General features: G+C 52.9%; 11 protein-coding genes and 1 pseudogene. 3 read left to right on the top strand and 9 right to left on the bottom strand.

Features of this window, described 5'->3' with window-relative positions:
* Positions 1-9: 9 nt before the first annotated feature.
* The 3 genes from AC1DHT_RS14300 to AC1DHT_RS14290 all read right to left on the bottom strand — a co-directional run bounded on the left by AC1DHT_RS14300 (position 10) and on the right by AC1DHT_RS14290 (position 2043).
* Positions 10-462 (bottom strand): hypothetical protein, encoded by a 453-nt coding sequence (locus AC1DHT_RS14300; RefSeq protein WP_427544646.1) that lies wholly within the window; start codon positions 460-462, stop codon positions 10-12.
* Positions 463-496: 34 nt separating this feature from the next.
* On the bottom strand, positions 497-1489 hold the full coding sequence (locus tag AC1DHT_RS14295; RefSeq protein WP_427544648.1) for an alpha/beta hydrolase family protein: 993 nt from the start codon (positions 1487-1489) through the stop codon (positions 497-499).
* 149 nt (positions 1490-1638) lie between these two features.
* Entirely contained in the window at positions 1639-2043 is a 405-nt protein-coding gene (locus AC1DHT_RS14290; protein WP_427530647.1) for a hypothetical protein, read from the bottom strand.
* A 333-nt stretch (positions 2044-2376) separates the two neighbouring features.
* On the opposite strand from AC1DHT_RS14290, the gene AC1DHT_RS14285 reads away from it, so the two are divergent.
* The gene (locus AC1DHT_RS14285; RefSeq protein WP_427544650.1) at positions 2377-2835 is read left to right on the top strand and encodes a hypothetical protein; all 459 of its coding nucleotides are present in this window, start codon (positions 2377-2379) and stop codon (positions 2833-2835) included.
* Positions 2836-3489: 654 nt separating this feature from the next.
* Here the strand turns inward: AC1DHT_RS14285 and AC1DHT_RS14280 are convergent.
* The 5 genes and pseudogenes from AC1DHT_RS14280 to AC1DHT_RS14260 form a co-directional block, all read right to left on the bottom strand.
* Positions 3490-4404: a hypothetical protein gene (locus tag AC1DHT_RS14280; protein ID WP_442114526.1), complete on the bottom strand. Its 915-nt coding sequence runs from the start codon at positions 4402-4404 to the stop codon at positions 3490-3492.
* Positions 4394-5089 carry a helix-turn-helix domain-containing protein gene (locus AC1DHT_RS14275; RefSeq protein ID WP_427544654.1) on the bottom strand — a complete coding sequence of 232 codons (696 nt, stop codon included), beginning with the start codon at positions 5087-5089 and terminating at the stop codon, positions 4394-4396. Before AC1DHT_RS14275 ends, AC1DHT_RS14280 begins: the two co-directional genes overlap by 11 nt.
* Positions 5089-5895 (bottom strand): TIGR04255 family protein, encoded by an 807-nt coding sequence (locus AC1DHT_RS14270; protein WP_427544655.1) that lies wholly within the window; start codon positions 5893-5895, stop codon positions 5089-5091. Before AC1DHT_RS14270 ends, AC1DHT_RS14275 begins: the two co-directional genes overlap by 1 nt.
* A gap of 414 nt (positions 5896-6309) precedes the next feature.
* The gene (locus AC1DHT_RS14265; RefSeq protein ID WP_427544657.1) at positions 6310-6678 is read right to left on the bottom strand and encodes a hypothetical protein; all 369 of its coding nucleotides are present in this window, start codon (positions 6676-6678) and stop codon (positions 6310-6312) included.
* Between the two features lie 1533 nt (positions 6679-8211).
* Positions 8212-8394 (bottom strand): annotated as a pseudogene (locus tag AC1DHT_RS14260) (DUF2931 family protein); the annotation flags it as partial.
* Positions 8395-8707: 313 nt separating this feature from the next.
* Between AC1DHT_RS14260 and AC1DHT_RS14255 the strand changes: the two are divergent.
* Together AC1DHT_RS14255 and AC1DHT_RS14250 are read left to right on the top strand one after the other, a co-directional pair.
* Positions 8708-9514 carry a hypothetical protein gene (locus AC1DHT_RS14255; protein WP_427544659.1) on the top strand — a complete coding sequence of 269 codons (807 nt, stop codon included), beginning with the start codon at positions 8708-8710 and terminating at the stop codon, positions 9512-9514.
* Between the two features lie 556 nt (positions 9515-10070).
* On the top strand, positions 10071-11309 hold the full coding sequence (locus AC1DHT_RS14250; protein ID WP_427544661.1) for a tetratricopeptide repeat protein: 1239 nt from the start codon (positions 10071-10073) through the stop codon (positions 11307-11309).
* Between the two features lie 463 nt (positions 11310-11772).
* Here AC1DHT_RS14250 and AC1DHT_RS14245 read toward each other — a convergent pair whose 3' ends face one another.
* A complete protein-coding gene (locus AC1DHT_RS14245; RefSeq protein WP_427544663.1) occupies positions 11773-12363 on the bottom strand; it encodes a tail assembly protein in 591 nt (196 codons plus the stop codon).
* Between the last annotated feature and the right edge of the window lie 23 nt (positions 12364-12386).

Here is a 12386-nt window from a genome sequence, read left to right as displayed (position 1 = left end):
AGGGGCGGGTTATTCGGCTTTTGCCTCGGGCTCTTCCAGCGACTCGCGGTAGGTGTCCAGCGCATTGCCGAAATCGGTGATGAACTGCGGGTCTGTCAGCCAGGCCTGGGCGGCCTCGCGGTCCATACCGTCGGTCCACATGCGGTAGTCGATCAGCATGTCGGCGGCCAGGTGAGTGGCGGCCATCGCTTCGTTCTCGGCGTTTTCCATGTCCAGCAACTCTGGATGGTCGTTGATGATTTCGCTGAGGTTCGACAGCAGGGTCAGCAGCATGTCGTTGCGGCTGATGGCCTCGGCCTCACGCATTTTGCTGAACATCGCCAGGGTGTACTCAGGCATCTGCTCGGCTGGCGCATTCGGGTCGTCATGCATGGCGATGGGTTTTCTACCGCTGATGCGAATCTGCTTGGCTTTGATCTTGGCGCGTTTGGCGCGTTTCTGTTGCTTGTTCGTGGCGGCCATCTACTTCGTTCCGTATTCGTGTGGGAGAGCGCAATCAGGTGGGTACGCTGCGCGGTACCAACCGTCCTGGCGTGTCGGGATGCAATTCGCCGTTCTGTAGCCAGGACAACGCAATGGGCCATAGTGTGGCTTGGTACGGGCTGCGAAAAAAGGCGAAATGTCCGACCTCCACTTCGCCGATGTCTTCTGGGGCGATTCGCAGGTGCGTGTTGCAACTGGCCTTGAAGTAGCCGAGCAAGCGCTCGATGGCAGAAATCGTCCCGTACGGATCGTCGCTAAGGCTGATAGCCAGGGTTTGTGCGGTGACGGCGGCGAAGGGCAGGCCTTGGGCTTTTGCGGCGATTACACGGCCACTGGGCCGCTGTTCGTAGCGGGCGGTCGGGGCGCTCCAGTCGTGGACGACGCCAGCGGGCGTATCTTCGAGCCAGCCGAGACGTTTGCCGGGAAAGTAACCGTAGAATTTCGTCATCAGCGGCATGAACAGATGCCACTTGATGAACATCCGCCAGCGGCTGGCCGAGGCATAGTCGCGCCAATAAGCGAACTGTGCGCCCACAGTGACCAGGCGCCGGATCACCTCTGCGGAAGCAGCCAATCCTGCCGCGCAGCCACCGAAGCTATGAGCGACTACATCGATCGGTTGACCTGGAAATTCCCGCGTCGCCCGTTGCAGCATGGCTTCGAAATCCAGCGCGCCCCAGTCCGACCAGGACGCCTCGAATCCGCGCAGCGAGTCAGGCCGGGATTCACCGATGCCGCGGTAATCGTAAACCATGACATCGAAACCGTTGGCAAACAGGTAATCGGCGAATCGAAAGTAATGCCGGCAGCGCACCGAAGTTGCCGCGTTGATGATCACCACCGGGCGATTGGGATTTTGAAGGGAATGGCGCCAGGCAAAACCGCCGAGGACAAAGCCATCGGCGGCTGGCTCTTTGAATGATTCACTGGGGCCGGAGGTTGGCAGCGGCCATTCAATCCGGGCTGGCGATGACGGTGCCAGTGAGGGCGTGTTTGACAGAGTCATTGGATGCAGACCTGAGCGCAGTTTGCTGCCAACGATAGACGTCATATTGCGGGGGAACAATCTGTTGGTATTTTTTGGTGATGGGGCGCCATAACAAAAAAACGGCCGCTGTCATCGCCGACAGCAGCCGTTCTTTCGGTTCGCAGAAATTACCGTGGCGACTTCACCAGCGCCTCGGAGGCGGCCACGTAGTCCGCCTGGAACTGCGGGCTTTCGATCCAGGCCAGGGCCTTGGCTTCGTCCGCTTCGGTCGACCACTGGCGATACTCGATCAGTGCCGCGAGGATGAAGTCGGTGGCACCTTCTTCGCCTTCCTGTTCAAACACGATCTCGAGCAGCGGGTCTTCCAGGAAAGCCGTGCACAGCGCTTGTTGGCTGGTCTTTTCGGCATCGCGCATTTTTATGAACAGCTCGGTCAGGTCCACCGACTCAAAGTCGATGCGCTCATCGTTCGGGTCCAGCTCGACCGGAGCACTGGCGCGCTGCACGCGATTTTGTTTGGCCTTGGCTTTCGCGCGTTGGGTTCTTTTGTGCTGCTTGTTCGCCGATGCCATGGGCTTCGATCCTTAGTTCAGGCGCAAGGGGAGGGTGCTATTGAAGCGCAGGTCGGCGAATTTCCCAAGGAGCGATTGCTCGTTGGTTCGCGATAGTGGCTTGGTGGGTGAATTGGCTGACAACCGGTAGTCGTATCGGTGGTGGCTTTCACAACCAATTGATCTAAACGAAGGATCCGAGCGGGAAGTCATAAAAGTGTAAGCAGTATTCTTACCGGTTTTCGGTTTGAGCTGTGATGTTGGGGATAGCACTGGGTGTCACCGTTTTATGGCATCGGCTTCATGGGTGGCATCGCATTCGTTGGGCCCGTAACGGGTCCGGGAGTCGTCATCATGAGATCCTTGCGTTTACTCGCGCTATCAGGCGTTGCCCTGCTCGGGCTCGCTGGCTTGCCTATTTCCAGTGTTCAGGCGGAGGTCTGTCGTGACCCGATTGACCCGCAGGGTGTGCAGCTGGAACAGCAACAACAGAACGGCGTTAACTTCATGTCCGGTGGTATCGGTCAGGATGAGTCGTGCGCAATCCAGCGGATGGGTGGCTATAACTTGCACATGACTTTTTCCACTGGACCGTCCAATGAGTACGTGCCTGACGTCAGGGTGGCCATTCAGGGTCCAAAAGGTCATGAAGTGCTGACGCTGAATGAAGCGGGTCCGATAGTGTTGACTCGTTTGCCCGCTGGTAAGTACGTCGTCGTGACGGAGCGTAATGGCCGCGAATTACGTTACGCGGTTGACCTCAGCGGTGGTGGAGTTCGTACGCTGAACATCCATTGGGCTGATGCAAGCTGACCCCAGGGATTGCAGGTCAATCAAAAAACGCAGACAACAAAAAACCCGCACGAGGCGGGTTTTTTGTTGGGCTTTCACGTGATGCTGACACCACATGAAAGCTGAATGTGGTGCCAGAGACGGAATCGAACAGAAGGCTGTAGGTGGTGTTTTTAAAGGGTTTCATTGGTTCAGTCTCTTGGATCTACTCACAAATCTACTCTCTTTTTCAAATGAGGCTCCATTTCTGAGCTCACCCCACCGTGCCGATTTGGCCGGCCTCTCTGCGAATTTCTTCCGACGAAAGGTTCCTTAGTAATCTTCCGACATCTCAAAGCATGAGCACTGGATAAAAAAGAATTGGTATGGGCTTAAATCTATATTTTTGAAAGCGTTTCGGTGCCTAGCAGCCACTACCCCGTTTCAGTGCAGTGGGAGAAATAAAAAATTTCTTCATTGTTGTACTTGTAAACAACGGGAAATGGCACGAGGTGCCACCTCTTGAAGTGAGGTGTTTTCAACTTTGATTTGATATTTAGGCCGGGGTGATGGCGCTGTATGCTCAATATTTATCATAATCGCATAAGGGTGGAGTGGCAAATTCCATTGATGCAAGCTGCGACAATTTTTGTTTTGGAAAATTTTTGAGATGAGACGTTATGAGAATGGATGCAATTATATTCCGGTAGCCATCATCGAATTAGAGTGGTGATCTATAAGTGAGTATCGGACGTACTGTTTGAGATCCAGGAGGCTGACCTCTCCGATAGTCATTGCTTGGACGCCTTGCTTAATTATTCGTATATCAAAGCTGGCAGCAAGCTCAGCTCTTGTTGTCTCAATAGGCTTCCCGTTGTCGTCTTTTTTCCCACTGGCGATTTTGTCGTTGAATAGCTGCTTTTTAAAGCTGGATAATATCGAATCTAAGTCTGCCTCCATATAAGTGATCAGCAAAATGCTCAGCTGATAAGGTGGTGGCATGAGGCCGAGAATTCCGTTCCATGGTCCTTCAGAGTCAGGCAATAATGAAATATATATACCGTACAGATCATTTGCATGCTTGGTGAGTTTTTTCTCTATTACTTCCTTTACTCTGCAGTCATTCAGGGAAGTGTTGAAATCATCGGGTAGAGCTACTCTCGTATAGCTTCTACCTATCCAACCCGAGAAAAGATCCAGCCATTGCTTTTTTATCCAGTTGGGATCGTGCTCTGCAAATGCGTCACAAATCAAGTAATCAGGAGCCGTTAAATCTGCCATGGCTTCACGAGGCAGCCATGCCCGTGTCTGTATATCAATTTCAAGGTAAACAGTAGATTCCTCGCAAATCGCCTCTAAATGCAAAATTCTTGGGTTGTCGCCCTTAATAAACTGCGGGTTACACTCGCCAATGTTTTTCGCTGCGAGAACTTCGAAACTAGGTATTTTCTCAAAATTCTGATTGTACAAATTGCACGTCTGGGACGCGACGACCCAAAAATCCACCCCCTCTATTTTGTGGAGATGCTCGACTCGTGATGCGGCGATAACGGCGCCCTGCCACCAGGCGCCGTCTTTTATTGCTTGCACTACATCCGATTTAGACTGCATTTGTATCTCTATCTACATCAGAAGTGTGTGCATCGCCCAGATAAATAGCCGTTCCATTGGCAGCCGTAGGTGCCAGGCGTGGCCCAAGTTCGGCGAGTTTTTTTGAAGCTTCTTCCCGCAACTCGACTGGGTTTAAGTTTTCATCCTGTATTACGGAAAGAAACGACTTTCCAGAGATCGGCACATTCCACACTGTTTTCAGTCTGCCAATATCAAAATTCTTAGGTTTGGAATTTGTTATCTCTGACAAAATTTCCAGACGATTGGACGCAGCGCTACGAGGTGTGGTCTTTCCCTCGTACCAATCATAGACAGTCTTTCTTGTTACACCAAATAGCTCTGCTACTTGAGTTATAGAAAGTTTCATCTTCTCTTGCACAGCTTCGAGCTGGTCAGCAAAGAGAATTACATTGGTGTTATCTTTGTTCTTTTCCTTTTTTAAAGAGGTGGTCGTTGTGAGCGAAATCCTTATGTCGGCAGTTTCTTTGTTAACAAAAACTATCGAATTTTTTCTTGTTGGCTGCAACCCAGTCCAATTGCTTTCGTATTCGTTTTTAACTAGTATCGCACCAATCTGCTCAGATATCGGTGCAGACGCTTCTGATGTCCACAGCTGAACAGGTCGCCCATATAATGGGGATGAAGTATAGTCGACTGGTTGAGTTGCATATGCGTCAACGAACATTATAGATCTCCTTTCCATATGTCGAATGCATAGTCAGTAAAAACGTCAGGCTGTCTAAAGAAATTATTTGCGGTTGTGTGCAAATTGTCCAGTTCTTCTAGTATAGGCTCTGCCAACATCTTCGTCGGTTTTTCAAAAACCTTGATGGCGTCCATATCAAATACAAGTTCTTTGTCTGTCAGCGGCGTAAGTTGAATTGGCTTAGGATCGATCATCATCAGTATGCCAAGAATGTCTTGGGGTACAGGGATCAAGCCAGGCATGCTTACCGAACTTACGCGAAGTTTTGAGTTGTCTACGCTATATTCGCTTACTATGTTCGCGCCAACGCTTTTATGGCCTGCTGCTATAGGCGGCAGGAAACTACTTGAAATATAGTCTGAAAGATTTTCTTCGGACGATAGTTTTATATAGTCAATGTATCTAGCGCCCATGTTTATAACGTCAACATATCTCATATGCTTTATGAGTATATCTAACGCTTGCCTATAAATTTTAATGAAGTCGGCAAAGCGCGTATAACTTGTTGTAAATAGCAAAAGCTGGTCAGGCGACATCTGAATGCCAAAACTTTTGTCGGCACCCATAAACATCCAGGCTTCACGAGTCGTGCCGGATCTTTGTATCGTTTGGCCATTTGGTGATAGCTGCTCGATCTCGATGGTATGCATCAGGGGAGCGATATCACGAATGGCGTCTTGGATTTCAGCGATCTTGCTGCCCAGAAGGGGCCATGGGGCGAACCTTACGGACGCGACGACGTACTTTAGCGGCGAGCGCTTCAGAAGCCCTGTACGAATGGTCATTTTAAGCCTGTTCCGCATTGGAATAAGGGAAGGTCATGCGAAAACTATACACCAAACTAAACATTTTGCTTAGCGTTCAGTTGCGTTTTCGGTAGACGATTCAGCAGGCCTCACGCGAAAACATTGACTCAGTTTTGTATGGCGACCGACCTGCTCCATAGCCAAAATGCACGTGCGTTTACTGGGGGAGAATTTATGAGCAGCGCGTTCATATGCTTGTTTACAGACTTAAATTTTTGTTTTTAAAGCAATTTAATGCTGAGGGCTCGATGAGCCGTGACGCTGACAGTTTCCTACACAATAGAAGGTACCTTGACGGCCCATAAGTGTTTTGATCGGGTTGGTAGCCGCTGGCGTCGGTCGTCGCGCTCAAAGCTGGCGGCAATGCCTGCGCTCCCATTTCGGTAGGGCAGGTTAGGGCGCAGCATTTTCCTGGGCATGCCTCACATGCGGCCAACTGGCCTCGCGCTTAAGTTTCATGTATTCCCTAGTCACTACCGGGTGGAGGGCTTCAGTCAGAAGCTCCGCAAACCTTAACGCGACATCCTTCTCTAGCCCTTTGATCGTTCCAGTTCTAGGGGTTGCGCAACTGATGCATTTTTCAGCGATACGGAGAGCGGCGATCACGCCCCAGATGTACCCATTCAGGAGCTGGTTCTCAAGCAAGACACTACTCTCAGGAGCTTCCTGATAATCCCAGTCCACTCGGAAGTACTTCCCTTCCGCGAACACTTCGATTTTTGGCAATGCGGCCTCTGAACGAGGGCTTGGCTCTTGACTCATCTGACTGATCTCTCTGGGGGTACGGACCGCTCATTGTAAGGCACCATCCTGAAGGTAGGCTGTTTCCCTGCGGTGCCATAGTTGCCGTGGAAAAACCTCATGCGAGAGCAGTTCGTGCGTTACTGAGTCGATCGCCTGTTTCAACCTGCTGTCAGGTCTGCGGACGCCTGAATAAATCTTTGACGAGCATCATACCCCAGCACGCCGCCTTTCAAGCTGGAGACGTTATAGGACGTGGGCTGCGGCGGAATTGTATGGCGCCTTCTGACGAAAATCCGTCAAGGGTCTGTCTAGTATTGCTTGGCGCGCTAAGGATTTAGTCGACCCTGTATTTCACCACCCCATCCCGCTGGTGTGGACCTGGCGATTGATCAAGCAGTTACCTTGACGGCCAAGTCTGGAATTTTTGACGAGGCTGGTGCTGGCCAAACTGCGTGAATGCTCGCAAAGCGCTGCCCTGCGTGGCTTTCAGTGCGCCAACCAGTGGTGGCGCCGGAGCAAACCGTCTAAACCTGTCAAAAATTTCGTCAAGGCTCCGTCAAGGAGTTCGGGTTCGCTTTCCTTGATGTCTCCGTGGCTCACCATCCTCACAAATCACCGTCGTGGACCTTTCCCGTTTCTGGACGTTGGGGCTATCCGGCCTGCTGCCCGATCTGCCTCCGCCCAGGCTGGTTGCGGCTCTCTGGCGGAGTCGACCGACCTTGCCGCTGCGTAGACCGTCCAGAGCCTGTCCAGAATCCGTCTGGGGTCTGTCAGGGGTATGAGACGACCAAGCCTGCTTGTTTGACGGCCGCCGCATGGAGAAAAGCCTCAGACGTCGACCAGGCGCGGGATTCGTCTCATACCTGTCTCACATTCCGTCAAAGCGTGGTCAAAGTAATTGCCAGCGCCGGCGTGTTGGGATCTACACGGTGTGTAGAATTCAACACTCGTTGCTGGCGCAGTCTGAGCCTGTTGCATGAGGGGTTTCGCAAATGGGGCGGCAAGCCCGTCGCGCCGTGGCATTGATTCTTCCGCAACTGGGCAGGTTGCCAGTGGAAACCACTGCAATACCGTGGAAACCACAGTGGAAACCAGCGACTGGCAACCGCTGCATTGGTAACTTTCCATGGTATCCAGCGTGGTAACCACTGGCCGGGTTCGCACCAGCTTTGCGTAAGAGGGTGCGAACCAGAAGTGCGAACCTCGGTGCGAACTTCGCCGGCACGCACCCGCCAATGCGTACCAATCGTGCGTACCTGGCTGCTTACTGCGGTCATGAGCCTATGCTGACGCTCACCAATCGGTCAGGTGCCTGTCAGGTATTCACGCAGCTCTCAGTGCGTGAAATCACTGCGTGAAGGGCTGCGTGAAGGGCTGCGTGAGACTTTGACGGGGCAGAGCTTCGCGCAAGGACCAATGCGCGACGGACGTGCGCGAAATACAGCGCGAAAACACGCCGATACGCGCTTGACGCGGGTCTTCCGTGGGGTTGTTTTCGCAAAGGGGCATTTGATGCGTCCGTGACCAGGAGGAAGTGGCCACCGCACCTGGTCACCAGCTACCACAGGGAATGCCATATTTCTCGATGTAGCGCTTTGTTTTTTCGCCGATCTTATAAGCGTATTGACCTTCGGTTTTACCCTGGCTAGGCCCTAGAGGCTCAATCTCTGCTTGAGCGTGAGCAACCTTGATGGGATGGTGGCATGAGTCTCTGACCCATACTTGCACGATGCCTGAGTGGATACTGGTGGCTTTCGACCCAGGCTGTGTGAAAACGCATGCACCGTTTTGTAGTCTGCGTTTCTACGTAAAATCTGTCGGCTGTTGGTTAGTCAGCAGACCGAAAATTTACGTAGGAACGCGACTTTCGTTCCGATTCTGAATGTCAGACGCGCTCTAAAACGTTTTCACACAGCCTCGACCCATAGCGGACGATTATCCAGTATCAGCCTTGGAATCACTGTCAGTCTCGCGAATAACTTCAGCTAACATAACCCACCTTCTGGATTTGCGTTGTATACCCATAGATACAGGATAAGGACATTGCATGACTGATGAGTTGATGACGACAGCAGTATGCTGGGAGATGGATGCAAACGCGTCGGTGAGTTTTGCGTACACCGCTAGAGACCTTTTCTATTTCTGCCCCAATCCTCGATGCCTTGTCGAAGTGGTGCCAGCAAAAATCAACAACGTATTTTTTAGAGCTCCGGAATCCCATGTATCTGGTTGCATAAACGAAAAGAAAAAAACAACGGCGTCCTCAATCCCCGTCGTGCCTATGCAAAGACACTCGCCTCCGCCGCCGCAGATCATCCCAAGCCATCTGGGCGCAATTGCGAAAGGACACAAGGCTACCAAACCAACCCTGGCTCAAATGCGTTCGCTTGCTATGCAGATCCAGGCCGCCCCGGCGCTGCATCCTGGTACCTTGCGTGAGGTCGTTGATGCTTGGTGGTTAATGAGTAAGATCGATCGCCGGCAATGCCCGCTTCACATCGCGGCCCGGGCGCTGACTTACTTCGACGCCTTTGGTCAGTTTGGCGTCGCAAGCAGGGACATTGCATCGTTGGAGTGTGAACGCATCATCGCTTTCGGCCAGGCTTCGGTAACACTTTTCAAAAACACCTTTTCTGTCACGACATGGCGCAAGTTCAATGCTGGCGGCAAGTCCCTGCCGATCAAGGTCAGAGTAAGGTCTGGCGATCCTGATTTTGCGTATCTGGCGCCTGGTCAACACGTGACGCTGTTTCTGCACGGCGTCACCCCCGCCCCCGACAGCCAGCAAAAATATTTCGAAATGCAGACCTCCAACGCTTACAACGGGTTTGTTATTAAGCCCATGCTCACGTGACAGAACACGTGCCCCTCGTGATTCAGGCTGTCGGGTGCCGACAAGAGCGGTCTTGCATACCGATGTTCACCAGCGCAAACATCTTCCACGACGCAGGCGCCAACCTTTGGTGGCCTGCTACAAGTCATCAGCAAACTCAGGTCTGCACGCTCAGAAGCGTTCGCTTATTTCTGTTTTCTGCCGCTCACTTTTTCAACGTGTATTTCTCAAAGTGGGATGGTCGGTCACCAGGCAGGGTGGTTACAGGTCGATCTGGTCAGCGCCACCGGCTTAGCAAAACTTAACATCCGGTTGATGCGAAAACCTGACAAAACCTGACATTGGAAATGCGGTATTGGGGCTTGGCCCACCCGTCAGCCATCTAACTATTGTCAGGTTGGAGGGCTCTGGGCGATGCTATTTGGCGAGCAGGTTGCCGTGGAGTGTCAGCGGTAAATGACGTTAGATCGTTGGTCATATGGAATAGGCTTCACCAACGCCGGCCCGTTTTGGACCGAAGCGAACTATCATCAGTGCCGCATCGTTGCCCTTTCAGTCAGGATTGAGCGAGTTGGTTATGTTCTCAGTGTTCAAACGCGGACTGGGTTCGTCCGTTGTGCTTTTCAGCGTGCTGATATTTACGAGTCACACCTATGCTTCTGCGGATCTCAACACAATCGAGCGCGCTGCTTTGCTCGGTAATGCTGATGCGCAGTCTCGCTTGGGCGTGCGCTATGAAAAAGGTGATGGGGTTGCCCAAGACATGGCGCAAGCCGTGGCCTGGTATCGCAAGGGAGCGGAGCAAGGTAATGCTTATGCCCAGTCCAACCTGGGGCGGTTGTATCTGCAGGGTATAGGTCTGGAAAGAGACGCAACGCTAGCAGCCCTCTGGTCTCGTAAAGCCGCCGAGCAGAACGAGCCTGTAGCACAGTCCAATCTAGGGTTTCTATACGACCACGGCGAGGGGGTAGAGAAGAACATCCCGCAAGCAATAGCGTGGTATACAAAGGCTGCCGAGCAGGGGAATGCGGTTGCACAGTTCAACCTTGCCGTACATTACGATCAAGGCGATGGCGTGACGCAGGACCTGCAAAAGGCGTTCACCTATTACCGTAAGGCGGCTGAACAAGGCGCTGCCAATGCCCAGTGCCAACTGGGTGCGATTTATCAGTACGGTCGTGGCGTGCCGAAAAACATCAATGAGGCTGCCCATTGGTATGCGCTGTCAGCTGATCAGGATTACCCGGCGGCCCAATACAGACTCGGCATTCTGTACGGAATGGGTGAGGGCGTCCCTCAGAGCCATGTTGAGGCCGCTTCGTGGTACTTGAAAGCCGCCAAACAGGGAGACGCATCGGCGCAATTCAACCTGGCTGTACAGTACGCCAACGGTGAGGGTGTTACCCAGGATCAGGATAAGGCCGTGTATTGGTATCGGCAGGCCGCCGACAATGGAGTGGCCTTTGCCCAGCACAATATGGGCGTTTTCTATGAGCGCGGTACCGGCGTGGGGCGCGACTTAGTTGAAGCCGCCTCGTGGTATCGCAAGGCTGCTGAGCAAGGTAATGCAAGGTCCCAGTTCAACCTGGGGCTGCTGTATGTGAAAGGTGAAGGTGTCGCAAAGGATTATTCCGCCGCTGCTAAATGGTTTCGTCTGTCTGCCGAGCAGGGCGAGGATGGAGGACAGGCAAGTTTGGGAAATCTTTACTTCATGGGTGAGGGGGTACGTAAAGATCGAGCCCAAGCTCATTTCTGGTGGAAAAAGGCAGCGGATCAGGGGAACAAGGAGGCTCAGGCTGTTCTTGAAAGGTTTTGATGGGTAGGTTGATGCGCCAGGCGACTCCTTGACGCATATCCCTGTGATAAATGGTAACCGTGCTAGATGGTTACTTTTAGTGGTTACCCCGGTGGTTACCGCATCAGTCGGACGAGTGGCAAGCGGTGGATACCAGAGTGGATACCGCCCGATCTGGGCAGCGCCAGCAACCTAACAAAACCTAATATTCGGCTGACACGAAAACCTGACATTGGAAACGCGGTATTGGGGCTTGGCCCACCCGTCAACCTGTTAACTATTGTCAAGGTGGGGCCGCTGGATGACTCCGTAACGGAGATCCCTTTGATGGATGGTAACCAGGCGGGGTGGTTACTTTTGGTGGTTACCTGAGTGGTTACCACACTGGCTAGAGAGCTCCGTAGTTAGCGAGATAGGCGCATGGTCTAAGGGGCTGTCTACGGGTATGAAACGGCCGCCCGGAGAGCGGCCATAGTCAATCGCTCTACATCTGGTCCTCAGCATAAATCGCCGCGCTGATAATTGCCCCGCCCACCCGACGTTTGCCGAAGCAGAGCGGGACCGGGTTACCCGAGGCGGTGGTGTTCCTGGCACTACCAAAAGCATAGCCAGGGGTGTTTTCAGGGGCGGCGCTGGTCTTTAGGCCGCCGGCCTGGGGACTGAGCATTTGGATGACGCCGCCCGCGACCATTCCTACACCTGTTGCAAACAGAGCAGCAGATACCGGCGGCGCCCAAAGGGAGAGGAAGGAAGCGGCGATTAGCAGCGCGCCTACAACAGTCTGCAACACACCAGCCCGCTTGCTGCCGACGATCACCGGCGCAATCACAATGTCGCCTTCGCCATGCATTCTGAGCTCATTCTCCCCGACGTTCTTTTTCCCTAAGAACACCGCGAACTCAAGTCCCCTTGATTTCGCGTTCGATAGAAAGCGCTCGAAGCCTGGCAGCTGCACACAAAGCGCTTTGATGGCCTCGGCAGGGGTGCGCACGGCGAGCTGGTAAGACTTCCCAAATTGGCGCAACTGGCCATAGAGCTTGATGGTTCTGATCTGGTTGTACTGTGAGGCGTTCATACCTGGTCCTCTGCGTAGATTCC

This window comes from Pseudomonas sp. 05N432 (assembly GCF_056396945.1).
Note: the sequence above shows the minus strand (reverse complement) of the source record. Positions and strands in the feature narration are given on the sequence as shown.